24 protein-coding genes are annotated in these 24,688 nt (G+C 57.8%); 20 read left to right on the top strand and 4 right to left on the bottom strand.

From position 1 onward, the window contains the following. The first annotated feature begins 109 nt into the window (after positions 1 to 109). Positions 110 to 1,375: a 4-aminobutyrate--2-oxoglutarate transaminase gene (locus O1721_RS02180; RefSeq protein ID WP_032649750.1), complete on the top strand. Its 1,266-nt coding sequence runs from the start codon at positions 110 to 112 to the stop codon at positions 1,373 to 1,375. A gap of 197 nt (positions 1,376 to 1,572) precedes the next feature. Beyond that, positions 1,573 to 2,673 carry a branched chain amino acid ABC transporter substrate-binding protein LivJ gene (gene livJ / locus O1721_RS02175; protein ID WP_015571474.1) on the top strand — a complete coding sequence of 367 codons (1,101 nt, stop codon included), beginning with the start codon at positions 1,573 to 1,575 and terminating at the stop codon, positions 2,671 to 2,673. A 162-nt stretch (positions 2,674 to 2,835) separates the two neighbouring features. On the opposite strand, the gene panM is transcribed toward livJ, so the two are convergent. Further along, on the bottom strand, positions 2,836 to 3,219 hold the full coding sequence (gene panM, locus O1721_RS02170; RefSeq protein WP_003861532.1) for an aspartate 1-decarboxylase autocleavage activator PanM: 384 nt from the start codon (positions 3,217 to 3,219) through the stop codon (positions 2,836 to 2,838). 424 nt (positions 3,220 to 3,643) lie between these two features. On the opposite strand from panM, the gene livK reads away from it, so the two are divergent. The 10 genes from livK to ugpQ all read left to right on the top strand — a co-directional run bounded on the left by livK (position 3,644) and on the right by ugpQ (position 13,736). Next, positions 3,644 to 4,753, top strand: a complete 1,110-nt coding sequence (gene livK, locus O1721_RS02165) for a high-affinity branched-chain amino acid ABC transporter substrate-binding protein LivK (protein ID WP_032649748.1) — start codon at positions 3,644 to 3,646, stop codon at positions 4,751 to 4,753. A gap of 46 nt (positions 4,754 to 4,799) precedes the next feature. Continuing rightward, positions 4,800 to 5,726, top strand: a complete 927-nt coding sequence (gene livH, locus O1721_RS02160) for a high-affinity branched-chain amino acid ABC transporter permease LivH (RefSeq protein ID WP_015571470.1) — start codon at positions 4,800 to 4,802, stop codon at positions 5,724 to 5,726. Next, entirely contained in the window at positions 5,723 to 7,000 is a 1,278-nt protein-coding gene (locus tag O1721_RS02155; protein ID WP_003861542.1) for a high-affinity branched-chain amino acid ABC transporter permease LivM, read from the top strand. The genes livH and O1721_RS02155 overlap by 4 nt, the downstream gene beginning before the upstream one ends. After that, positions 6,997 to 7,761, top strand: a complete 765-nt coding sequence (gene livG / locus O1721_RS02150; protein WP_032649746.1) for a high-affinity branched-chain amino acid ABC transporter ATP-binding protein LivG — start codon at positions 6,997 to 6,999, stop codon at positions 7,759 to 7,761. The genes O1721_RS02155 and livG overlap by 4 nt, the downstream gene beginning before the upstream one ends. A 1-nt stretch (position 7,762) precedes the next feature. Next, entirely contained in the window at positions 7,763 to 8,476 is a 714-nt protein-coding gene (gene livF / locus O1721_RS02145) for a high-affinity branched-chain amino acid ABC transporter ATP-binding protein LivF (RefSeq protein WP_032649744.1), read from the top strand. A 247-nt stretch (positions 8,477 to 8,723) separates the two neighbouring features. Further along, positions 8,724 to 10,040 carry a sn-glycerol-3-phosphate ABC transporter substrate-binding protein UgpB gene (ugpB, locus tag O1721_RS02140; protein WP_023304564.1) on the top strand — a complete coding sequence of 439 codons (1,317 nt, stop codon included), beginning with the start codon at positions 8,724 to 8,726 and terminating at the stop codon, positions 10,038 to 10,040. A gap of 157 nt (positions 10,041 to 10,197) precedes the next feature. Further along, entirely contained in the window at positions 10,198 to 11,085 is an 888-nt protein-coding gene (gene ugpA, locus O1721_RS02135; RefSeq protein ID WP_003861551.1) for a sn-glycerol-3-phosphate ABC transporter permease UgpA, read from the top strand. After that, positions 11,082 to 11,927, top strand: coding sequence for a sn-glycerol-3-phosphate ABC transporter permease UgpE (ugpE, locus tag O1721_RS02130; protein WP_017693847.1), 846 nt, complete (start codon positions 11,082 to 11,084; stop codon positions 11,925 to 11,927). Before ugpA ends, ugpE begins: the two co-directional genes overlap by 4 nt. 1 nt (position 11,928) lies before the next feature. Continuing rightward, positions 11,929 to 12,999: a sn-glycerol-3-phosphate import ATP-binding protein UgpC gene (locus tag O1721_RS02125; protein ID WP_017384129.1), complete on the top strand. Its 1,071-nt coding sequence runs from the start codon at positions 11,929 to 11,931 to the stop codon at positions 12,997 to 12,999. Next, positions 12,996 to 13,736, top strand: a complete 741-nt coding sequence (ugpQ, locus tag O1721_RS02120; RefSeq protein WP_032649741.1) for a glycerophosphodiester phosphodiesterase — start codon at positions 12,996 to 12,998, stop codon at positions 13,734 to 13,736. Before O1721_RS02125 ends, ugpQ begins: the two co-directional genes overlap by 4 nt. On the opposite strand, the gene O1721_RS02115 is transcribed toward ugpQ, so the two are convergent. Further along, positions 13,726 to 14,097, bottom strand: coding sequence for a DUF2756 family protein (locus tag O1721_RS02115; protein ID WP_017384131.1), 372 nt, complete (start codon positions 14,095 to 14,097; stop codon positions 13,726 to 13,728). The genes ugpQ and O1721_RS02115 overlap by 11 nt on opposite strands. A gap of 122 nt (positions 14,098 to 14,219) precedes the next feature. Between O1721_RS02115 and ggt the strand changes: the two genes are divergently transcribed. Next, positions 14,220 to 15,965, top strand: a complete 1,746-nt coding sequence (gene ggt / locus O1721_RS02110) for a gamma-glutamyltransferase (RefSeq protein ID WP_072258158.1) — start codon at positions 14,220 to 14,222, stop codon at positions 15,963 to 15,965. A gap of 87 nt (positions 15,966 to 16,052) precedes the next feature. Here ggt and yhhY read toward each other — a convergent pair whose 3' ends face one another. Next, positions 16,053 to 16,541, bottom strand: a complete 489-nt coding sequence (gene yhhY / locus O1721_RS02105) for an N-acetyltransferase (protein ID WP_479953569.1) — start codon at positions 16,539 to 16,541, stop codon at positions 16,053 to 16,055. A 311-nt stretch (positions 16,542 to 16,852) separates the two neighbouring features. Between yhhY and O1721_RS02100 the strand changes: the two genes are divergently transcribed. The 6 genes from O1721_RS02100 (at position 16,853) to O1721_RS02075 (ending at position 22,606) form a co-directional block, all read left to right on the top strand. Beyond that, the gene (locus tag O1721_RS02100) at positions 16,853 to 17,890 is read left to right on the top strand and encodes an oxidoreductase (protein ID WP_017693850.1); all 1,038 of its coding nucleotides are present in this window, start codon (positions 16,853 to 16,855) and stop codon (positions 17,888 to 17,890) included. Between the two features lie 123 nt (positions 17,891 to 18,013). Beyond that, the gene (locus O1721_RS02095; protein ID WP_003861565.1) at positions 18,014 to 18,709 is read left to right on the top strand and encodes a pirin family protein; all 696 of its coding nucleotides are present in this window, start codon (positions 18,014 to 18,016) and stop codon (positions 18,707 to 18,709) included. A gap of 91 nt (positions 18,710 to 18,800) precedes the next feature. After that, positions 18,801 to 19,796 carry a gluconate operon transcriptional repressor GntR gene (gene gntR, locus O1721_RS02090; RefSeq protein ID WP_003861567.1) on the top strand — a complete coding sequence of 332 codons (996 nt, stop codon included), beginning with the start codon at positions 18,801 to 18,803 and terminating at the stop codon, positions 19,794 to 19,796. A gap of 126 nt (positions 19,797 to 19,922) precedes the next feature. Beyond that, entirely contained in the window at positions 19,923 to 20,450 is a 528-nt protein-coding gene (gntK, locus tag O1721_RS02085; RefSeq protein ID WP_003861569.1) for a gluconokinase, read from the top strand. Positions 20,451 to 20,453: 3 nt separating this feature from the next. Then, positions 20,454 to 21,794 carry a gluconate transporter gene (gene gntU, locus O1721_RS02080; RefSeq protein WP_017693851.1) on the top strand — a complete coding sequence of 447 codons (1,341 nt, stop codon included), beginning with the start codon at positions 20,454 to 20,456 and terminating at the stop codon, positions 21,792 to 21,794. A gap of 365 nt (positions 21,795 to 22,159) precedes the next feature. Beyond that, positions 22,160 to 22,606 carry a hypothetical protein gene (locus tag O1721_RS02075; protein ID WP_017693852.1) on the top strand — a complete coding sequence of 149 codons (447 nt, stop codon included), beginning with the start codon at positions 22,160 to 22,162 and terminating at the stop codon, positions 22,604 to 22,606. 187 nt (positions 22,607 to 22,793) lie between these two features. On the opposite strand, the gene yhgN is transcribed toward O1721_RS02075, so the two are convergent. Beyond that, on the bottom strand, positions 22,794 to 23,387 hold the full coding sequence (gene yhgN / locus O1721_RS02070) for an NAAT family transporter YhgN (RefSeq protein ID WP_003861574.1): 594 nt from the start codon (positions 23,385 to 23,387) through the stop codon (positions 22,794 to 22,796). A gap of 178 nt (positions 23,388 to 23,565) precedes the next feature. Here yhgN and asd point away from each other — a divergent pair, with 178 nt between their 5' ends. Beyond that, complete coding sequence (gene asd, locus O1721_RS02065) at positions 23,566 to 24,669, top strand: aspartate-semialdehyde dehydrogenase (RefSeq protein WP_003861575.1); 1,104 nt, start codon at positions 23,566 to 23,568, stop codon at positions 24,667 to 24,669. Positions 24,670 to 24,688 lie beyond the last annotated feature (19 nt).

Raw genomic sequence — 24,688 nt, 5'->3', positions numbered from 1 at the left:
GAATGCAAATTCGGGGGTTTTGTTTTTTTAGCGCCCGCTCTGGCGAATTTCTTCCCCCTGGCAAACACTTACTGATGCGCTAAGCAGGCGACTTTCAGAGGGTGACAGGGTGAAAAATAACGAACTGAACGACCGGCGTTTACAGGCGACGCCGCGCGGTATCGGCGTCATGTGTAACTTCTATGCCGATAAAGCCGAAAACGCCACGGTGTGGGACGTGGAAGGTAACGAGTATATTGATTTTGCCGCCGGGATCGCCGTGCTGAATACCGGGCATCGCCATCCTAAAGTTATCGCCGCCATCGAAAAACAGCTTCACGCCTTTACCCATACCGCTTATCAAATCGTCCCCTATGAAGGTTATGTGGCGCTTGCCGAGCGCATCAACCAGCGCGTACCCATAGAGGGGCCAGCCAAAACCGCCTTCTTCTCAACGGGGGCGGAAGCGGTCGAAAACGCGGTGAAAATCGCCCGCGCGTACACCAGACGTCCCGGCATTATCACCTTCGGCGGCGCGTTCCACGGCCGTACCTTTATGACCATGGCGATGACCGGCAAAGTGGCGCCCTATAAGCTCGGCTTCGGCCCGTTCCCCGGCTCGGTGTACCACGCGCAATTCCCCAACAGCCTGCACGGGGTTAGTACCGCCGAAGCGCTAAAAAGCCTGGAGCGCATCTTCAAAGCCGATATCGCGCCCGATCAGGTGGCGGCAATCATTATTGAACCGGTTCAGGGCGAGGGCGGGTTCAACGTCGCGCCCGCTGATTTTATGCAGGCGCTGCGTGCCCTGTGCGATACCCACGGGATTTTACTGATTGCCGACGAAGTGCAAACCGGCTTCGCCCGTACCGGCAAGCTGTTCTCCATGGAAAACCACTGCGTGAAGCCCGATCTGATCACCATGGCGAAAAGCCTGGCGGGCGGGATGCCGCTCTCTGCCGTCTCTGGCCGGGCGGAGGTGATGGATGCGCCCGCCCCGGGCGGGCTGGGCGGAACCTACGCGGGTAACCCGCTGGCGATTGCGGCGGCCCATGCGGTGCTGGATGTGATTGACGAGGACGATCTCTGCACCCGCGCGGCGCATCTCGGGCATCATCTAGTCGAGGTGCTGAATAAAGCGAAGGATGGCTGTCCGTATATCGCCGATATCCGTGGGCAGGGCTCGATGGTGGCGGTAGAATTTACCGATCCGCAAACCGGACAGCCGTCGCCCGAATTTACCCGTCAGGTTCAGGAGCGCGCGTTGAACGAAGGGCTGCTGCTTTTGAGCTGCGGCGTTTACGGCAACGTTATTCGCTTCCTCTACCCGCTCACCATCCCCGAAGCGCAGTTCCGTAAAGCGCTGGATATTATTTCCGCCTCGCTGACACGATAAAGCCAAAAGCCCGGCTGAAATGACGGTCGGGCTTATCATATTTTCATTTCAAATTAGCTATTCCAAAATCATAAAAATGGGGTATGTTTTAGCAGAGTATGCTGAAAAAGCGCGAACAGCACGCCTATAACTGAAATAAAGCGCTACACAACAACATCACAACAATCGTTATAACCATAATAATGGGGAATCTCAGGATGAACATGAAGGGTAAAGCGTTACTGGCAGGATGTATCGCGTTGGCATTCAGCACTATGGCCCAGGCCGATATTAAAGTGGCTGTGGTGGGCGCGATGTCCGGTCCGGTAGCACAGTACGGCGACCAGGAATTTACCGGCGCGGAACAGGCGGTTGCAGACATTAATGCTAAGGGCGGCATCAAGGGCGAAAAGCTGCAAATCGTAAAATATGACGATGCCTGTGACCCGAAACAGGCGGTCGCGGTGGCGAACAAAGTGGTAAACGACGGGATCAAATACGTTATTGGTCACCTGTGCTCCTCTTCCACCCAGCCCGCGTCTGACATCTACGAAGACGAAGGCATTCTGATGATCACGCCGGCCGCGACGGCGCCAGAGCTGACCGCGCGCGGCTATAAGCTGATCCTGCGTACCACCGGTCTGGACTCCGATCAGGGGCCAACCGCCGCGAAATACATCGTGGAAAAAGTGAAGCCGCAGCGCATCGCGATTGTTCATGACAAACAGCAGTACGGCGAAGGCCTGGCCCGTGCGGTGCAGGATAACCTGAAAAAAGCGAACGCCAACGTGGTGTTCTTTGACGGTATTACCGCCGGTGAGAAAGACTTCTCGACCCTGGTCGCGCGTCTGAAGAAAGAAAATATCGATTTCGTTTACTACGGCGGCTACCACCCGGAAATGGGGCAGATCCTGCGCCAGGCGCGTGCGGCGGGTCTGAAGACGCAGTTCATGGGGCCAGAAGGTGTCGCGAACGTTTCCCTGTCTAATATCGCGGGTGAATCCGCTGAAGGGCTGCTGGTGACCAAACCGAAGAACTACGACCAGGTGCCTGCGAACAAACCTGTTGTCGATGCCATCAAGGCGAAGAAACAGGATCCAAGTGGTGCGTTCGTCTGGACCACCTACGCAGCGTTGCAGTCTCTGCAAGCGGGCCTGAACCAGTCAGCCGATCCGGCGGAGATTGCCACCTGGCTGAAAGCGAACTCGGTGGAAACCGTGATGGGGCCGCTGTCCTGGGATGAGAAGGGCGATTTGAAGGGCTTCGAGTTCGGCGTGTTTGACTGGCATGCCAACGGCACGGCGACAGACGCAAAATAAACGCAAAAAGGCAACGCAAGTTGCCTTTTTTAATGTTTTCTCCCTCTCCCCGTGGGAGAGGGCCGGGGTGAGGGCATCAGGCCGCTCAGCCCTCTTTTGCCCGGTGGCGCTTCGCTTACCGGGCCTACAATAAGCACCTCGCAGCCGCCACCCGGCTTTCTTTTAGCGCTTCTCCCACCCGTTCGCCTGCGCCGTAAACCCTAACGCCTGCATAAACGCCGCCATCACGCCGCGATCCTCCACGCCCACGTCGGCCATCCACCAGGAGGTTACGCTCGGGTTTTCGCGGATCACCTCTTCAATCAAATACTGCCCGACCCCGCGACGACGGGTCACGTCGCGCACGCGCAGGGAATCCAGCGCCCCTTCCGTGCCGCTCAGCGTTACGCGGACGGCGGCCAGCAGACGTTCATTAAAACGCGCGGCATAGATGCGGTGGTTTTCATCGACGGCCAGCGATGAAGGGGAATATTCCGGCCAGATCTTGCCCAGGTCGATATGATCCTGGTCGCTAAAGGTCACCAGACGCACGATAGTCAGTTTCATTAGCTGCTTGTCCAAATCAAAAAGAGTAAGGCCAGTGTACTCAATTTATTTGCTCAGGCGCTTTCTCTTTTTCTTCCCATTTACCAGGTGATTAGTTTTTTGGCAGCGCGATGGGCAGTTTGAAAACACATGGATCGAAAAATAAGCAGAATTTTAACCTGAAGGGCAGTGATTTATTCGGCGCTTTGTACCGTTATTTTATGCTGCAAACCGCGCTTTTATTTGTTTATCTCCGCCTGATTTCAGAATATTATCTTTGCTTAATCGCCTGAAAAATAGAGATTTTAGTCTGGTTTTTGACAAAAAACTGCGCTAAACCATTAAGGGCACTGGTAAAAATAGCGTTGTTCATTAAAAGTACAGAATGCTTTTTAACCATAATAAAACAAAATATAAACATGACATCACGAATGGGGATTCAGAGATGAAAAGGAACGCGAAGACGTTAATCGCGGGGATGGTCGCACTGTCGATCTCGCATGCCGCTATGGCAGACGACATTAAAGTTGCGGTAGTGGGGGCGATGTCCGGCCCTGTTGCCCAGTGGGGTGACATGGAGTTCAACGGCGCGCGTCAGGCCATCAAAGATATCAACGCCAAAGGCGGCATCAAAGGCGACAAGCTGGTAGGCGTGGAGTATGACGACGCCTGCGATCCTAAACAGGCCGTCGCGGTCGCCAACAAAATCGTTAACGACGGTATCCAGTACGTCATCGGGCACCTGTGTTCTTCCTCCACGCAGCCTGCGTCTGATATCTACGAAGACGAAGACATTCTGATGATCACCCCGGGTGCCACCAACCCGGAACTGACCCAGCGCGGCTACCAGCACATCATGCGTACCGCCGGTCTGGACTCCTCTCAGGGGCCAACCGCCGCCAAATACATCCTCGAAACCGTTAAGCCGCAGCGTATCGCCATCATTCATGATAAGCAGCAGTACGGCGAAGGCCTGGCGCGTTCCGTGCAGGATGGCCTGAAAAAAGGCGGCGCAAACATCGTCTTCTTCGACGGCATTACCGCTGGTGAGAAAGACTTCTCCGCGCTGATCGCCCGCCTGCAAAAAGAGAATATCGACTTCGTTTATTACGGCGGCTACTACCCGGAAATGGGGCAGATGCTGCGCCAGGCGCGCGCCACCGGCCTGAAAACCCAGTTTATGGGGCCAGAGGGCGTCGGTAATGCCTCCCTGTCCAACATCGCGGGCGATTCTGCCGAAGGCATGCTGGTGACGATGCCAAAACGCTATGACCAGGATCCGGCGAATAAGGCTATCGTGGATGCGCTCAAGGCGCAGAAGAAAGATCCGAGCGGTCCGTACGTCTGGATCACCTACGCGGCCGTGCAGTCTCTGGCCACCGCGCTGGACCGTACCGGCAGTAAAGAGCCGCTGGATCTGGTGAAAGATTTAAAAGCACACGGGGCGAACACCGTGATTGGGCCGCTGAACTGGGATGAGAAAGGCGATCTGAAGGGATTTGAGTTTGGTGTCTTTAAGTGGCACGCCGACGGGTCTTCCTCGGTCGCCAAATAATCATCCCACCGCCCGGCTCACCGGGCGGGTATAAAAAGGTTTTCTTATGTCCGAGCAGTTTCTCTACTTCTTGCAGCAGATGTTTAACGGCGTCACGCTGGGAAGCACCTACGCGCTGATCGCCATCGGCTACACGATGGTTTACGGCATTATCGGCATGATCAACTTCGCCCACGGCGAGGTGTACATGATCGGTAGCTACGTCTCCTTTATGATTATCGCCGCGCTGATGATGATGGGCATCGACAGCAGCTGGCTGCTGGTGGCCGCCGGGTTTGTCGGCGCGATTGTGATCGCCAGCGCCTACGGCTGGAGTATTGAACGGGTGGCCTACCGGCCGGTGCGCAGCTCCAAACGCCTGATCGCGCTAATCTCCGCCATCGGTATGTCCATTTTCCTGCAAAACTACGTCAGCCTGACCGAAGGTTCACGCGACGTGGCGCTACCAAGCCTGTTTAACGGCCAGTGGATTGTGGGGGCCAGCGAAAACTTCTCTGCCACCATCACCACCATGCAGCTGGTTATCTGGGTTGTGACCTTTATTGCCATGCTGGCCCTGACCCTGTTCATCCGCTACTCCCGCATGGGACGCGCCTGCCGCGCCTGCGCGGAAGATCTGAAGATGGCGAGCCTGCTCGGGATTAACACCGACCGCGTGATTGCCCTGACCTTCGTGATCGGCGCAGCGATGGCGGCGGTGGCTGGCGTGTTGCTCGGCCAGTTCTACGGCGTAATCAACCCGTACATCGGCTTTATGGCCGGGATGAAAGCCTTCACCGCGGCGGTACTGGGCGGCATCGGCAGCATTCCGGGCGCGATGATCGGCGGCCTGATCCTGGGCGTGGCCGAAGCGCTCTCCTCGGCGTACCTGAGCACCGAATATAAAGATGTGGTGTCGTTTGCCCTGCTGATTCTGGTTCTGCTGGTAATGCCTACCGGTATTCTGGGCCGTCCGGAGGTAGAGAAAGTATGAAACCGATGCATTTTGCGATGGCGCTGCTCTCTGCCGCCATGTTCTTCGTCCTGGCGGGCGTCTTTATGGGCGTCCAGTTAGGACTGGACGGCACGAAGCTGGTGGTGGATACCGCTCCCGACATCCGCTGGCAGTGGGTGTTTATCGGCACCGCTGTGGTGTTCCTGTTCCAGCTGTTGCGTCCGCTGTTCCAGAAGACGCTGAAAAACGTCTCCGGGCCGAAATTCGTCCTGCCGGCGATCGACGGTACAACGGTGAAACAGAAGCTGTTCCTTGTGGCGCTGCTGGTGGCTGCCGTGGCGTGGCCGTTTATGGTCTCGCGCGGGACGGTGGATATTGCCACCCTGACCATGATCTACGTGATTCTGGGGCTCGGTCTGAACGTGGTGGTGGGGCTGTCTGGCCTGCTGGTGCTGGGCTACGGCGGGTTCTACGCCATCGGCGCGTACACCTTCGCGCTGCTGAACCACTATTACGGCCTCGGCTTCTGGACCTGTCTGCCGCTGGCGGGGCTGGTCTCTGCCGCGGCGGGCTTCCTGCTCGGCTTCCCGGTGCTGCGCCTGCGCGGTGACTATCTGGCGATTGTGACCTTAGGCTTCGGCGAAATCGTCCGTATTCTGCTGCTCAACAATACCGAAGTGACCGGCGGTCCGAACGGCATCAGCCAGATCCCGAAACCGACCTTCTTCGGCCTGGAGTTCAGCCGTACCGCCCGTGAAGGCGGCTGGGATACCTTCAGCAATTTCTTTGGCATCAAGTACGATCCGTCCGACCGCGTGATCTGGCTCTATCTGGTGGCGCTGCTGCTGGTGGTGATTACCCTGTTCGTGATCAACCGTCTGCTGCGCATGCCGCTGGGCCGCGCCTGGGAAGCGCTGCGCGAAGATGAGATCGCCTGCCGCTCCCTGGGCCTGAACCCGACCCGCATCAAGCTGACCGCATTTACCATCAGCGCCGCGTTTGCCGGTTTCGCCGGGACGCTGTTTGCCGCACGTCAGGGCTTCGTCAGCCCGGAATCGTTCACCTTTGCCGAATCCGCCTTTGTGCTGGCGATTGTGGTGCTCGGCGGAATGGGCTCGCAGTTCGCCGTGATCCTCGCGGCTATCCTGCTGGTGGTCTCCCGCGAGCTGATGCGCGACTTTAACGAATACAGCATGTTAATGCTGGGTGGTTTGATGGTGCTGATGATGATCTGGCGTCCGCAGGGTCTGCTGCCGATGACCCGTCCACAGCTGAAGCTGAAACGCACACAGGCGAAAGGAGAGCAGGCATGAAGCCTTTATTATCCGTTAACGGCCTGATGATGCGCTTTGGCGGCCTGCTGGCGGTCAACAATGTGAATCTGGATCTGCACAAGAAAGAGGTTGTCTCCCTGATTGGCCCGAACGGCGCGGGAAAAACCACGGTCTTTAACTGTTTGACCGGCTTCTACAAGCCGACGGGCGGCACCATCATGCTGCGCGACCAGCACCTTGAAGGGCTGCCGGGCCAGCAGATTGCCCGCATGGGCGTGGTGCGCACCTTCCAGCACGTGCGTCTGTTCCGCGAGATGACGGTGATTGAGAACCTGCTGGTGGCACAGCATCAGCAGCTGAAAACCGGGCTGTTCTCCGGCCTGCTGAAAACCCCGGCCTTTCGCCGCACGCAGGAGGAGGCGCTCGACCGCGCCGCGACCTGGCTCGACCGTATCGGCCTGCTCCAGCACGCCAACCGCCAGGCGAGCAACCTCGCTTACGGGGATCAGCGTCGCCTTGAGATCGTGCGCTGCATGGTGACCCAGCCGGAGATCCTGATGCTCGACGAACCAGCGGCAGGTCTCAATCCGAAAGAGACCAAAGAGCTGGACGAGCTGATTGCCGAGCTGCGCGACCATCACGACACCACCATCCTGCTGATTGAGCATGACATGAAGCTGGTGATGGGCATTTCGGACCGTATCTACGTGGTAAACCAGGGCACGCCGCTGGCAAACGGCACGCCGGAAGAGATCCGCAACAACCCGGACGTGATCCGCGCATACCTTGGTGAGGCATAAGATGGAAAAAGCGATGTTAACGTTCGACAAGGTCAACGCGCACTACGGCAAGATCCAGGCGCTGCACGACGTCAGCCTGCACATCAATCAGGGCGAAATCGTCACCCTGATTGGCGCCAACGGCGCGGGTAAAACCACGCTGCTCGGCACCCTGTGCGGCGACCCGCGCGCCACCAGCGGGCGGATTGTGTTTGACGGCAAAGATATTACCGACTGGCAGACGGCTAAGATCATGCGTGAAGCGGTGGCGATTGTCCCGGAAGGGCGCCGCGTATTCTCCCGCATGACGGTGGAAGAGAACCTGGCGATGGGCGGTTTCTTCGCCCATCGGGATGAATTCCAGACCCGCATCAAGTGGGTGTACGAACTCTTCCCGCGCCTGTGGGAGCGTCGTATTCAGCGAGCGGGCACCATGTCCGGTGGCGAGCAGCAGATGCTGGCGATTGGCCGCGCGCTGATGAGCCAGCCGCGCCTGCTGCTGCTGGACGAGCCGTCGCTTGGTCTTGCGCCGATCATTATCCAGCAGATTTTCGACACCATCGAGCAGCTGCGCAAAGAGGGGATGACCATCTTCCTCGTCGAGCAGAACGCTAACCAGGCGCTGAAGCTCGCTGACCGTGGCTACGTGCTGGAAAACGGGCGCGTGGTGCTGGAGGATACCGGCGATGCGCTGCTGGCGAACGAAGCGGTGCGGAGTGCGTACCTCGGAGGCTAAGCCGTCTGTGTTGCCCGGTGGCGCTACGCTTACCGGGCCTACAGGGATCGACCAGGCCGGGTAAGGCGTAGCCGCCACCCGGCTTTTTTAACCACTACACCCCTTCACACAACCATCATCCCCCTGACGCCTGGCTGTCACTTATCTGTAAACAAACAGTTATTTTTCTGTCATTCGAGCATGTCATGTTACCTCGCGAGCATAAAACGCGTGATATCGCGCATCCGGCACAATAAGAGAGATGACAATGACATCGTTACGACACACAGCTTTGGGTCTGGCACTGGGTCTGGCTTTTGCGACGAACGCAATGGCTGTGACCACCATTCCGTTCTGGCATTCCATGGAAGGGGAGTTGGGTAAAGAGGTTGACTCCCTGGCGCAGCGTTTCAACGACACCCACCCGGATTACAAAATTGTGCCGGTGTACAAAGGCAACTACGAGCAGAGCCTGAGCGCGGGCATCGCCGCCTTCCGTACCGGTAACGCGCCTGCGCTGTTACAGGTTTATGAAGTGGGCACCGCCACCATGATGGCCTCCAAAGCCATCAAGCCGGTCTATGAAGTGTTCAAAGAAGCGGGCATTAACTTCGATGAATCCCAGTTCGTACCGACCGTCTCCGGTTATTACACCGATTCCAGAACCGGCCACCTGCTGTCCCAGCCGTTTAACAGCTCCACGCCGGTGCTGTACTACAACAAAGACGCCTTCAAAAAAGCCGGTTTAGATCCGGAGCAGCCGCCAAAAACCTGGCAGGATCTGGCGGAGTACACCGCGAAGCTGAAAGCGGCGGGGATGAAGTGCGGCTACGCCAGCGGCTGGCAGGGCTGGATCCAGATTGAAAACTTCAGCGCCTGGCACGGGCTGCCGGTTGCCACCCAAAATAACGGCTTCGACGGTACCGACGCGGTGCTGGAGTTCAACAAGCCGGAGCAGGTGAAGCACATCGCGCTGCTGGAAGCACTCAACAAGAAGGGCGACTTCAGCTACTTCGGGCGTAAAGACGAATCCACCGAGAAGTTCTACAACGGCGACTGTGCCATTACTACCGCCTCGTCCGGCTCGCTGGCGGATATACGTCACTATGCCAAATTCAACTACGGCGTGGGCATGATGCCGTACGACGCTGACGTGAAGGGCGCGCCGCAAAACGCCATCATCGGCGGGGCGAGCCTGTGGGTGATGCAGGGTAAAGACAACGGCACCTACAAAGGCGTGGCCGAGTTCCTCGACTTCCTGGCGAAGCCGGAAAACGCCGCCGAGTGGCACCAGAAGACCGGCTATCTGCCGATCACCAAAGCCGCGTACGACCTGACCCGCGAGCAGGGCTTCTATAGCAAAAACCCAGGGGCGGACATCGCGACGCGCCAGATGCTGAACAAGCCGCCGTTGCCGTTCACCAAGGGTCTGCGTCTGGGCAACATGCCGCAGATCCGCACCATCGTGGATGAAGAGCTGGAAAGCGTGTGGACCGGTAAGAAAACGCCACAGCAGGCGCTGGACGCTGCGGTAGAGCGCGGGAATCAGCTGCTGCGCCGCTTTGAGCAGTCGACGAAATCGTAATCCGTGATTCGCCCGGTGACGCGTAGCGATCCGGGCCTACGGGGATCGTGCGGGTTGATGCCCTCACCCCAACCCTCTCCCACGGGGAGAGGGAGAAATATTTGTAGGCCGGGTAAGGCGTAGCCGCCACCCGGCATTGTTCAGGAACCTAATCTCAATGTCCTCATCCCGTCCGGTGTTCCGTTCCCGCTGGCTGCCGTACCTGTTGGTCGCACCGCAGCTGGTCATCACCGTTATCTTCTTTATCTGGCCTGCGGGCGAAGCGCTGTGGTACTCGGTACAAAGCGTCGATCCGTTCGGGCTTTCCAGCCAGTTTGTCGGGCTGGACAACTTTACCGCGCTGTTCCACGACAGCTACTACCTGGACTCCTTCTGGACGACGATCAAATTCAGTGCGCTGGTCACCGTGAGCGGTCTTGTCGCGTCGCTGTTTTTCGCCGCGCTGGTGGATTACGTGGTGCGCGGCAGCCGTCTGTATCAGACCCTGATGCTGCTGCCCTACGCCGTGGCTCCTGCCGTGGCCGCCGTGCTGTGGATCTTCCTGTTTAACCCAGGGCGCGGGCTGATTACCCACTTCCTGGGCGAGTTTGGCTACGACTGGAACCACGCTCAGAACAGCGGTCAGGCGATGTTCCTGGTGGTGTTCGCCTCGGTGTGGAAGCAGATCAGCTATAACTTCCTGTTTTTCTTTGCCGCGCTACAGTCTATCCCGCGTTCGCTGGTGGAGGCCGCCGCCATCGACGGCGCAGGGCCGGTGCGCCGCTTCTTCCGCCTGTCGCTGCCGCTGATCGCCCCGGTGAGTTTCTTCCTACTGGTGGTTAACCTCGTGTACGCCTTCTTCGATACCTTCCCGGTGATCGACGCGGCGACCGCAGGCGGTCCGGTGCAGGCGACAACGACGCTGATCTACAAGATCTACCGCGAAGGCTTTGCGGGGTTGGATCTCTCCGCTTCTGCCGCGCAGTCGGTGGTGCTGATGTTCCTCGTCATCATCCTCACGGTGGTGCAGTTCCGCTATGTCGAAAGTAAGGTGCGCTACCAATGATTGAGAACCGTCGCGGGCTGACGATTTTCAGCCATACCATGCTGATTTTAGGGATTATCGTCATCCTGTTCCCACTGTACGTGGCCTTCGTCGCCGCCACGCTGGACACCAAAGCGGTGTTCGACACGCCGATGACGCTGATCCCAGGCGGGCAGCTTTTCGAGAACATGAAAACTATCTGGACCCAGGGCGTGGGCGCCAACAGCGCGCCGTTCTGGCTGATGATGCTCAACAGCTTCATCATGGCGTTTGGCATCACCGTCGGCAAAATTACGGTGTCGATGCTCTCAGCGTTCGCCATCGTCTGGTTCCGCTTTCCGCTGCGTAACCTGTTTTTCTGGATGATTTTCATCACCCTGATGCTGCCGGTAGAGGTGCGTATCTTCCCGACGGTGGAGGTGATCGCCAACCTGAAGATGCTCGACAGCTACGCGGGCTTAACCCTGCCGCTGATGGCCTCGGCGACCGCCACCTTCCTGTTCCGCCAGTTCTTTATGACCCTGCCGGATGAGTTGATTGAAGCCGCGCGCATCGACGGGGCCTCGCCGATGCGCTTCTTCCGCGACATCGTGCTGCCGCTGTCGAAAACCAACCTCGCGGCGCTGTTTGTGATCACCTTTATCTACGGCTGGAACCAGTATCTGTGGCCGTTGCTGATCGTTCAGGACGTCAACCTCGGCACCGCCGTGGCAGGCATTAAAGGCATGATCGCCACCGGCGAAGGCACCACCCTCTGGAACCAGGTGATGGCGGCGATGCTGCTCACCCTTATCCCACCCGTAGTCATTGTTTTAGCCATGCAGCGCGCGTTTGTCCGCGGCCTGGTCGATAGCGAGAAATAAGATGGCAGGTTTAAAATTACAGGCAGTTACCAAAAGCTGGGACGGTAAAACCCAGGTCATTCAGCCGCTGACGCTCGACGTGGCGGACGGGGAATTTATCGTGATGGTCGGCCCGTCCGGCTGCGGAAAATCCACCCTGCTGCGTATGGTGGCGGGGCTGGAGCGCGTAACGTCCGGGGATATCTGGATTGACCGCCAGCGCGTCACCGAGATGGAACCCAAAGATCGCGGTATCGCGATGGTGTTCCAGAACTACGCCCTCTATCCGCACATGAGCGTGGAAGAGAACATGGCCTGGGGGCTGAAAATTCGCGGTATGGGCAAAGGTCATATCGACGAGCGCGTAAAAGAGGCCGCGCGCATTCTGGAGCTGGACGGCCTGCTTAAGCGCCGCCCGCGCGAGCTCTCCGGCGGCCAGCGTCAGCGCGTGGCGATGGGGCGCGCCATCGTGCGCGACCCGGCGGTATTCCTGTTCGACGAACCGCTGTCAAACCTCGACGCCAAACTGCGCGTGCAGATGCGCCTTGAGCTACAGCAGCTGCATCGCCGCCTGAAAACCACGTCCCTCTATGTGACTCACGATCAGGTTGAAGCCATGACCCTCGCCCAGCGCGTGATGGTGATGAACAAAGGCATCGCCGAGCAGATTGGCACCCCGGTGGAGGTCTACGAAAAACCGGCCAGCCGTTTTGTGGCGAGCTTTATCGGCAGCCCGGCGATGAACCTGCTGGACGGGCGGATCAATGCGGCGGGAACCCACTTCGAGCTGGAAAGCGGGATGGCGTTGCCGATCAACTGGTACTATCGTGGCTACGCCGGGCGTAAGATGACGCTCGGTATCCGCCCGGAGCATATTGGTTTGACGTCTCAGGCGGACGGCGGCGTGCCGCTGGTGATGGATACGCTGGAGATGCTGGGCGCAGACAACCTGGCGCACGGGCGCTGGGGCGAGCAAAAGCTGGTGGTGCGCCTGCCGCATCAGGAGCGCCCGAAGGCAGGCAGCACGCTGTGGCTGCATATGCCGGAAAATCACCTGCACTTATTTGACGGTGAAACAGGACAACGAGTATGAGCAACTGGCCTTACCCCCACATCGTCGCCCACCGTGGCGGCGGTAAACTGGCGCCGGAAAACACCCTGGCGGCAATTGACGTTGGCGCGCGCTACGGCCACACGATGATCGAGTTCGACGCCAAGCTGTCGAAGGACGGCGAAATTTTCCTGCTGCACGACGACAACCTCGAACGCACCAGCAACGGCTGGGGCGTGGCAGGTGAACTGCCGTGGCGTGACCTGCTGAAGGTGGACGCCGGCAGCTGGTACAGCGGCGAATTTAAAGGCGAACCGCTGCCGCTGCTGGCGGAAGTGGCGGACCGCTGTCGTCAACACGGCATGATGGCCAACATCGAAATCAAACCGACCACCGGCACCGGGGCGCTGACGGGTAAAGTGATTGCCCTCGCCGCGCGCGAGCTGTGGGAAGGGATGACCCCGCCGCTGTTGTCGTCGTTTGACATCGACGCGCTGGAAGCCGCACAGGCTGCCGTACCGGAGTTGCCGCGCGGGCTGCTGCTGGATGCGTGGCGAGAAGACTGGCGCGCGCTGACGACCGGCTTAGGCTGCGTGTCGATCCACCTCAACCATAAGCTGCTGGATGAAGCGCGCGTGACGCTGTTGAAGGAGGCCGGTCTGCATATCCTGGTGTATACCGTCAATAAACCCCAGCGTGCAGCCGAGCTGCTGCGCTGGGGCGTGGACAGCATCTGTACCGATGCGATTGACCAGATCGGGCCGAACTTTATTTATTAAGCATACTGCCGTTCTGCTGGGTCGGCAGCATGTGCTGCTGACCGCTGCTTTGCGACACCCCGCCCCCTAACATCCCACCGTTTGAGTTTGGCAGCGGCTGCTCCCGCATCTGGCCCTGCTGCACGCGCTGGGTGTTGGTATTCATCTGGTTTTGCAGGTGCTGCTGCTGCACCTGGGTCTGCGTTTTTAACTGCTGATTGAGCATCCCTTTCTGCTGCTGTTGCTGGCTCATCATCTCCGTCTGCATACGCTGCTGGCTCGGAATGACGTAGCCCGGCTGGTTCGGGTTGTTCAGGGTGTTGATTGGCTGTGCGAGCGCGGCGAACGGAAGCAGCGCGGTCAGGATCAGTAATCGTTTCATGGTTATCTCCTCCTTTGAGGCTTCTCTTAAGTTTACCCTGATTCCGGCATAACGATGATTTTTTAAGAGTTGTGAACCAGGCTTAAGCGGGGAATATGGGCCCCTTCACCTGGAGAACAATAATGATGAAACCAACCTTTTTGCGCTGGGTCGCCATCGCTGCGCTGATGGCAGGCGGCACACTTACCGTGGCGGCCAACCCGCCCGCCGCTCCTCCGGTCTCTTACGGCGTGGAGGAGGATGTTTTTCACCCCGTACGGGCGACGCACGGCATGGTGGCCTCGGTTGACGCGCTGGCAACGCAGGTGGGCGTCGATATTCTTAAACAGGGCGGTAACGCGGTGGATGCGGCGGTCGCGGTGGGATATGCGCTGGCGGTGACGCATCCACAGGCGGGGAACCTGGGCGGCGGCGGGTTTATGATGCTGCGCACCAAAGACGGTAAAACCACGGCCATCGACTTCCGTGAGATGGCGCCGAACCAGGCTTCCCGCGATATGTTCCTCGACGATCAGGGCAATCCGGACAGTAAAAAGTCTCTGACCTCGCACCTTGCCTCCGGCACGCCGGGCACCGTTGCGGGCTTCTCGCTGGCGCTGGAAAAATACGGCACGCTGCCGCTGAATAAAGTGGTGCAGCCAGCCATCAAGCTGGCGCGCGACGGCTTCGTCGTCAACGACGCGCTGGCGGACGACCTCAAAACCTACGGCAGCGAAGTTATTCCCAATCATGAGAACAGCAAGGCTATCTTCTGGAAAGACGGCGAGCCGCTGAAAAAGGGCGATAAGCTGGTGCAGAAGAACCTCGCAAAAAGTCTCGAACTGATTGCCGAAAACGGTCCGGACGCCTTCTATAAGGGGCCGATTGCCGATCAGATTGCCGATGAGATGCAGAAGAACGGCGGGCTGATCACCAAAGCGGATCTGGCGGAATATAAGGCGGTGGAGCGCGAGCCGATCAGCGGCACCTATCGCGGCTACGAGGTCTTCTCCATGCCGCCGCCGTCCTCCGGGGGCATTCACATCGTGCAGATCCTCAATATTCTGGAAAACTTCGATATGCACAAGTTCGGCTTCGGTAGCGCCGATGCCATGCAGGTGATGGCGGAGGCAGAGAAGCGCGCCTACGCTGACCGCTCGGAATACCTTGGCGATCCGGACTTCGTGAAGGTGCCGTGGCAGGCGCTGACCAACAAAGCCTATGCCAAATCGATTGCCGACGAGATCGACATCAACAAGGCGAAGCCGTCGAGCGAGATCCGCCCCGGCAAGCTGGCGCCGTATGAAAGTAACCAGACCACCCATTTCTCGGTGGTGGATAAAGACGGTAACGCGGTGGCGGTGACCTACACGCTTAACACCACTTTCGGCACCGGGATTGTGGCGGGCAACAGCGGCATTTTGCTGAACAACGAGATGGATGACTTCTCTGCCAAACCGGGCGTGCCGAACGTCTACGGCCTGGTCGGCGGCGATGCGAATGCGGTCGGGCCGAAGAAGCGCCCGCTGTCGTCCATGTCGCCCACCATCGTGGTGAAAGACGGCAAAACCTGGCTGGTGACCGGCAGCCCTGGCGGGAGCCGGATTATCACAACCGTGCTGCAAATGGTGGTGAACAGTATCGACTTTGGGATGAACGTCGCCGAAGCGACCAATGCGCCGCGTTTCCACCACCAGTGGCTGCCGGACGAGCTGCGCGTGGAGAAGGGCTTTAGCCCGGACACCCTCAAGCTGCTTGAGCAGCGCGGGCAGAAGGTGGCGGTGAAGGAGGCGATGGGCAGCACCCAGAGCATTATGGTCGGGCCGGACGGGGCGCTGTTTGGCGCATCGGACCCGCGTTCGGTGGATGATTTAACGGCGGGGTATTGATTTTTTTGCCCGGTGGCGCTGCGCTTACCGGGCCTGCAACGGCACGAACGTAGGCCGGGTAAGGCGAAGCCGCCACCCGGCAACAAACTACTTCATACGCGCCATATAATACGCATCCACATACTCGCCGTTGCGCAGGGCGTAGCGCCTGCCGGTGCCTTCAATCTCAAACCCGTGCTTTTTGTACACCGCGATTGCCGGTTCGTTTTCCATAAACACCGTTAACTCGATGCGGTCGACGCGCAGCCAGTTGTCGCACATATCGATCATGGTGCGAATCAGTGCGCTGGCCACGCCGCGGTTATGCCACTGCGCGCCAACGCAGATACCGAAATCTGCAACGTGGCTGCGGCGTGGTCGCTGGGCGACATCAATGGTGAGGTGGCCGACCACGATATCATCAATGCAGGCAACCAGCTGTTTAATGCCCGGCTGTTCGCCTAGCCGCATTTGCCACATTTCCATTGAAGGATGAGGAACCTGTAGCGTGTTGTGGTACACCTCCGGCTGGGCGTGGATCTGACGAATGGCGTCGTAATCTTTCGGTTCAGCGTGGCGTATCACTATCTCACTCATTCCTTGTTCCTCAGTCAGTTAAAAGTCCCCTCCAACATCAGTGACTTTAAAAGTTGAGTCAATCGCTATTTTTTGCAAAAAGTGTTGGACAAGTGCGAATGAGAATGATTATTATTGCTCTGCATTCAGGAAGACCTCCTACGGGAACCTGAAAGCACGACATTGCTCACATTGCTTCCAGTATTACTTTAGCCAGCTTCTCGCTGGCTTTTTTTTTGCCCTTTTTCTCCCTCTCCCTGTGGGAGAGGGCTGGGGTGAGGGCAAAACATGCGCTATGGTAAAACTCAGTAACCTTCCAAAAGGACTGAGCCATGACACTACATTGTGCATTTATTGGATTTGGCAAAAGCACCACGCGTTACCACCTTCCGTATGTTCTTAACCGAAAAGAGACCTGGCACGTGGCCCATATCTATCGCCGCCGCGCGAAGCCAGAAGAGCAGTCTCCGCAGTATTCCCATATTCATTTCACCAGCGATCTTGATGAGGTGCTTAACGACCCGCAGGTGAAGCTGGTGGTGGTCTGTACCCACGCCGACAGCCACTTTGACTACGCGAAACGCGCGCTGGAAGCAGGTAAAAACGTGCTGGTGGAAAAGCCGTTCACCCCGACCATCGCCGAAGCGAAGGAGCTGTTCGCGCTGGCGAAAAGCAAAGGGCTGACCGTCACGCCGTACCAGAACCGTCGCTTTGACAGCTGCTTCCTGACGGCAAAAAAGGCAATTGAAAGCGGCAAACTCGGCGAGATCGTGGAAATCGAAAGCCACTTCGATTACTACCGCCCGGTGGCGGAAACCCAGCCCGGACTGCCGCAGGACGGATCTTTCTACGGTCTCGGTGTGCACACCATGGACCAGATCATCTCCTTGTTTGGCCGCCCGGACCACGTGGCGTATGACATCCGCAGCCTGCGCAATAAGGCCAACCCGGACGATACCTTTGAAGCGCAGCTGTTCTACGGCGACCTGAAAGCCATCGTAAAAACCAGCCATCTGGTGAAAATCGACTACCCGAAATTTATCGTTCACGGCAAGAAAGGCTCCTTTATCAAGTACGGTATTGACCAACAGGAGACCAGCCTGAAGGCCAATATCATGCCGGGTGAACCGGGCTTTGCGGCAGATGATTCCGTGGGCGTGCTGGAGTACGTGAACGACGAGGGCCTGGCGGTCAGGGAAGAGCTGAAGCCGGAAACGGGCGACTATGGACGCGTCTACGATGCGCTGTATGACACCCTCACCACCGGCGCGCCGAATTATGTCAAGGAATCTGACGTTCTGACCAATCTGGAAATCCTTGAGCGGGCCTTTGAACAGGCTTCTCCTGCCACGGTAACCCTCGCCAGATAAGCAAAAACGGCTCCTCTGCGCTTGTTCTAAATTTTTGAACAGAGGAGTCAATTTTCACCCTCTATGATCCCAGGGCGTTTGCGTCCACACTTACTCCATCGAAACGAACTGAGGGTGAAAACAATGATCTACTTACGCAAAGCAAACGAACGTGGTCACGCGAATCATGGCTGGCTGGACTCATGGCATTCATTCTCGTTTGCCGACTACTACGACCCGAACTTTATGGGCTTCTCCGCACTGCGCGTGATTAACGACGACGTGATTGATGCAGGCCAGGGCTTCGGTACCCACCCGCACAAAGACATGGAAATCCTGACCTATGTGCTGGAAGGGGCGGTTGAGCACCAGGACAGCATGGGCAACAAAGAGCAGGTTCCGGCGGGCGAGTTCCAGATTATGAGCGCGGGTACCGGGGTGCGTCACTCTGAGTACAACCCGAGCAAAACGGAAAAACTGCACCTGTATCAAATCTGGATCATTCCAGAAGAGACCGGCATCACGCCACGCTACGAGCAGCGCCGCTTCGACGCGAAACAGGGCAAACAGCTGGTGCTGTCCCCGGATGCGCGTGAAGGTTCCCTGAAAGTGCATCAGGATATGGAGCTGTACCGCTGGGCGCTGGCGAAAGATGAACAGTCTGTACACCAGATTGCCGCTAACCGCCGCGTGTGGATCCAGGTGGTGAAAGGTGAAGTGTCCATCAACGGCACCAAAGCGACAACCGCCGATGGCCTGGCAGTCTGGGATGAGCAGGCGCTCTCCGTGCATGCCGACAGCGAAAGTGAAATTCTGCTGTTTGACCTGCCGCCGGTCTAAATAATTTCTCAACCTTCCCTTTAAACGGGGAAGGTTGAGCTTTGTCCGTGATAAACTGAGCAAATCTCTCACTTCAAGATTTCTCAGGACGATGAAAAAGAAACGCCCCGTACTTCAGGATGTCGCCGATCGCGTCGGTGTGACCAAAATGACGGTCAGCCGTTTTTTACGTAACCCGGAACAGGTTTCCGTGGCGTTGCGTGGCAAGATTGCCGCCGCCCTTGATGAACTGGGTTATATCCCCAACCGCGCGCCCGATATTCTCTCCAATGCGACCAGCCGTGCGGTGGGCGTCCTGCTTCCTTCCTTAACCAACCAGGTATTCGCCGAAGTGCTGCGTGGCATTGAAAGCGTCACCGATGCGTTTGGCTATCAGACCATGCTCGCCCACTACGGGTACAAGCCGGAACTGGAAGAGGAACGTCTTGAATCGATGCTTTCCTGGAACATCGACGGCCTGATTTTAACGGAACGTACTCACACCCCGCGCACGCTGAAAATGATTGAAGTGGCAGGCATTCCGGTGGTGGAACTGATGGACAGCCAGTCGCCGTGCCTCGACATCGCCGTGGGGTTCGATAACTTTGAAGCGGCGCGTCAGATGACGGCGGCGATCATCGCCCGCGGTCATCGCCATGTGGCCTATCTGGGTGCGCGTCTGGATGAACGTACTATCATCAAACAGAAGGGATACGAGCAGGCGATGCTCGACGCCGGTTTAACCCCGTACAGCGTGATGGTGGAGCAATCTTCTTCTTACACGTCGGGTATTGAGCTGATGCGTCAGGCGCGACGCGAGTATCCGCAACTGGACGGTATTTTCTGCACCAACGATGACCTCGCGGTCGGCGCCGCGTTTGAGTGCCAGCGTCTGGGTTTAAAAATCCCGGATGATATGGCGATTGCCGGCTTCCACGGCCACGACATTGGCCAGGTGATGGAGCCGCGTCTGGCGAGCGTCCTGACCCCGCGTGAACGCATGGGCCGCATTGGCGCAGAGCGCCTGCTGGCGCGCATTCGTGGTGAGGCAGTTACCCCGAAAATGTTAGATTTAGGTTTCACCTTGTCACCGGGTGGATCTATTTAATCCGACAAATTTGAAGTAGCTCACACTTATTCACTTCGCGCACGTTTGGATATTGCTTCTCTTATGCCCCGGCAGGACAATGTTACCGATAACTGTTACCCGTAACAATTGACTGAGGGACACCCTTTGAGCACGACTAATCACGATCACCACGTTTACGTCCTGATGGGCGTGTCCGGTAGCGGTAAATCTGCCGTGGCGAGCGAAGTGGCGCATCAACTCCAGGCTGCGTTTCTTGATGGTGACTTCCTCCATCCGCGCAGCAACATCATGAAAATGGCTTCCGGCGAGCCGCTGAACGACGACGACCGCAAACCATGGTTGCAGGCGCTGAATGACGCCGCGTTCGCGATGCAGCGCACCAATAAAGTCTCCCTGATCGTCTGTTCCGCGCTGAAAAAAACCTATCGCGACCTGTTGCGCGACGGCAACCCGAACCTCTCTTTCATCTACCTGAAAGGTGATTTCGGGGTGATTGAAAGCCGCCTGAAGGCGCGTAAAGGCCACTTCTTCAAAACCCAGATGCTGGTAACGCAGTTCGAAGCGTTGCAGGAGCCGGGAGCTGACGAACAGGATGTCTTAGTGGTTGATATCGATCAGCCGCTGGAAGGTGTTGTTGCCAGCACCATCGAGGTTATTAATAAAAGGCAGTAAGTTTTGAGTACATTAACGCTAGTTTTGACAGCAGTGGGCTCCGTATTGCTGCTGCTGTTTTTAGTGATGAAGGCGCGTATGCACGCCTTTGTGGCTTTGATGGTGGTTTCTATTGGTGCCGGTCTCTTTTCCGGCATGCCGCTCGACAAAATCGCGGCGACGATGGAAAAAGGGATGGGCGGCACGCTCGGCTTCCTGGCCATTGTGGTGGCGCTGGGCGCGATGTTTGGCAAGATTTTGCACGAGACGGGCGCGGTCGATCAGATTGCGGTCAAGATGCTGAAATCCTTCGGGCACAGCCGTGCGCACTACGCGATTGGTCTGGCCGGTCTGATTTGCGCGCTGCCGCTGTTCTTTGAAGTGGCCGTTGTGCTGCTGATTAGCGTGGCGTTCTCCATGGCGCGGCATACTGGTACCAACCTCGTGAAGCTGGTCATTCCGCTGTTTGCGGGCGTGGCGGCGGCGGCGGCGTTCCTGCTGCCGGGGCCTGCGCCGATGCTGCTGGCCTCCCAGATGCATGCTGACTTTGGCTGGATGATCCTGATTGGCCTGTGCGCGGCAATTCCGGGGATGATTATCGCTGGTCCGCTGTGGGGCAACTTCATCAGCCGTTACGTTGAGCTGCACATTCCGGATGACATCTCCGAGCCGCACCTGGGCGAGGGCAAAATGCCGTCCTTCGGCTTCAGCCTGTCGCTGATCCTGCTGCCGCTGGTGCTGGTGGGCCTGAAAACCATCGCTGCGCGCTTTGTGCCGGTGGGGTCAACCGCTTACGAATGGTTCGAATTTATTGGTCATCCGTTCACCGCGATCCTGGTGGCGTGTCTGGTAGCAATTTACGGCCTGGCGATGCGTCAGGGTATGCCGAAAGACCGCGTGATGGAGATCTGTGGTGCCGCGCTGCAACCGGCGGGGATTATCCTGCTGGTGATCGGGGCGGGCGGCGTGTTTAAGCAGGTGCTGGTGGATTCCGGCGTTGGTCCGGCGCTGGGTGAAGCGCTGACCGGGATGGGGCTGCCGATTGCAGTCACCTGTTTCGTGCTGGCCGCAGCGGTGCGTATCATTCAGGGCTCCGCGACCGTAGCGTGCTTAACCGCCGTGGGTCTGGTAATGCCGGTGATTGAACAGCTGAACTACTCCGGCGCGCAGATGGCAGCGCTCTCTATCTGTATCGCGGGTGGCTCGATTGTGGTTTCTCACGTGAACGATGCAGGCTTCTGGCTGTTCGGTAAATTTACCGGCGCGACCGAAGCGCAAACCCTGAAAACCTGGACGCTGATGGAAACCATCCTCGGCACGACGGGTGCGGTTGTCGGGATGATTGCGTTTACGCTGCTGAGCTAATCCCTGTTTTCTCCCTCTCCCTGTGGGAGAGGGTTGGGGTGAGGGCATCAGGCCACACCCTAAAATAAAATTTCGTTTTGCGAGCCACCTTCCAGAGCCTCTCTTGTCACCCCGCCCCCAACGCAGTATCTTCTTGCCGCGCCTGCAAAATCAGGCGTCAGGATTAGCCTCCTGAACTACCTCATCAGCGACACGAGTGTTATCGTGTCGTGCGCTTGGCTACACTCCAATGGTGGGCCAGGCGGGGGCGTCGCAAGACGCGCCGGTAGCTGATGAGGCCGGTAAGGCTAACCCTGTCTGGTTCCACCACCCGTGAGATTAGCCTCTCCAGTGGTGGATACACATTACTCATCAGAGGCTGTCTTATGACTACTACCCCTAACTTTTCTCACACTTTATTTACTACCCCATTCGATCACACCACTGATTTCACCGAACTGGCAGATAATTGCTCGCGGTTTGTCGACGTGCTGGTTGAATGTGACGATCCAACCCAGAAGATGGCGCTGTGCGGACGGCTCTCAGCCTGCCTCGCACTGCTTCAGCCTACGCTGCTTGAACCTGTTCCGGAATATTTAAAAGCCAGCCTGACGGTGGATGACCTGCCGCTGGACGTGCCGGTCTTCGAACCGGAAGTGGATCAGTTAGGACGATATTGCCAGCTGTTAACGCAAATGCTGTTAGCGCATTCGCTGTCAGAAAGCGATGAAAGAGTCGCAGGAGATTTGTTGCAGGATTTAGTGGGGTTTTACAGTGATACGCTGAAAGCGCCGCGCTGGTTGCTCACAAAGGAAGGCATCGTGCCGCTGTAAAAAAACCGGGTGGCGCTTACGCTTACCCGGCCTACGGGACCAGAGTTTGTTGTAGGTCGGGTAAGGCGAAGCCGCCACCCGACAAAATAAGACCTCTGCGGCCTGATGCCCTCACCCCGGCCCTCTCCCACGGGGAGAGGGGGCAAACACTAAAAACGGCAATCTAAGATTACCGTTTTGCTTTTACCTACCCTTTCATCCACGCCCGGATCCCGTCCAGGAACATCTGCGTCGCCATCATCACCAGAATCAGCCCCATCAGGCGCTCCAGGGCGTTTACCCCTTTCTCACCCAGCAGGCGCAGGAACAGCGACGACTGCAACAGGATAATAAACGTCCCGCCCCAGGCGATCAGCAGGGCAATCACCAGATGGCTCATCTGATTCGGATACTGATGCGACAGCAGCATCAGCGTCGCCAGAATCGTTGGCCCGGCGACCAGCGGAATTGCCAGCGGCACGATAAACGGCTCTTCACCCGCAGGCAGGCCGCTGCTGCTGCCCTCCGCGCTCGGGAAAATCATCTTAATAGCAATCAGGAACAAAATGATCCCGCCGGAAATGGAGACCGTTTCGGCGCGTAAGTTCAGGAAAGCGAGGATTTTTTCACCGGCGAACAGGAAGATAAACATCACCAGCAGGGCGATGAGCAGCTCGCGGATCATGATCGCCCGGCGGCGCTTCGGCTCGGTATGCTTCAGCACCGACATGAAGATCGGCAGATTACCGAGCGGATCCATAATCAGGATCAATAAAACCGCTGCGGAAATGATTTCACTCATCTTAAATTATCCCTGATACTTATTGTGGTCATTGCGATGATTAGCACTTTTTCTGATTGCCGGGCAATCATCGATTAATTTCGCTTGCGACTTTGGCAGCATTTTGTAATGTGAAGCATATCCCAGTTCAATACTGGCTTGCACAATCAGCACACACCCCTTGCAGGAAAAAAATGCTATGAAAAACGTTGGTTTTATCGGCTGGCGCGGTATGGTCGGCTCTGTACTCATGCAACGCATGGTTGAAGAGCGCGATTTCGACGCCATCCGCCCGGTCTTCTTCTCCACTTCCCAGCTCGGCCAGGCTGCACCGTCCTTTGGGGGTACCACAGGCACGTTGCAGGATGCTTACGATCTGGAAGCGCTGAAGGCACTCGACATTATTGTGACCTGCCAGGGCGGCGATTATACCAACGAAATCTATCCGAAGCTGCGTGAAAGCGGCTGGCAGGGCTACTGGATTGATGCGGCCTCTTCGCTTCGCATGAAAGACGATGCCATCATTATTCTTGACCCGGTTAACCAGGGCGTCATCACTGACGGCCTGAACAACGGCGTGAAAACCTTTGTTGGAGGTAACTGCACCGTCAGCCTGATGCTGATGTCCCTCGGCGGCCTGTTCGCACAGGATCTGGTGGAGTGGGTCTCCGTGGCGACCTACCAGGCGGCCTCCGGCGGCGGCGCGCGTCATATGCGCGAGCTGCTGACCCAGATGGGCCAGCTGCACCAGAGCGTCGCTGCCGAGCTGGCAGACCCGGCGTCCGCCATCCTCGACATCGAGCGTAAAGTCACTCAGCTCACCCGCAGCGGCGAGCTGCCGGTGGATAACTTTGGCGTACCGCTGGCCGGTGGCCTGATCCCGTGGATCGACAAACAGCTGGATAACGGCCAGACCCGCGAAGAGTGGAAGGGCCAGGCTGAGACCAACAAAATCCTCGGCACCGCGAACACCATACCGGTTGACGGTCTGTGCGTGCGTATCGGCGCGCTGCGCTGCCACAGCCAGGCCTTCACCATTAAACTGAAAAAAGATGTGTCTATTCCGACCGTGGAAGAGCTGCTGGCCGCACACAACCCGTGGGCGAAAGTGGTGCCAAACGATCGCGATATCACCATGCGCGAACTGACCCCGGCAGCCGTTACCGGCACGCTGACCACCCCGGTTGGTCGTCTGCGCAAGCTGAACATGGGGCCGGAGTACCTCTCCGCGTTCACCGTTGGCGATCAGCTGCTGTGGGGTGCAGCCGAGCCGCTGCGCCGTATGCTGCGCCAGCTGGCGTAATAATTTGTTAAACACGGGG

The sequence above is a fragment of the Enterobacter cloacae complex sp. HYC033_NIDB genome (genome assembly GCF_056673335.1).
The sequence above is the reverse complement of the archived record's forward strand: the minus strand, read 5'-3'. Positions and strand labels throughout refer to the sequence as shown.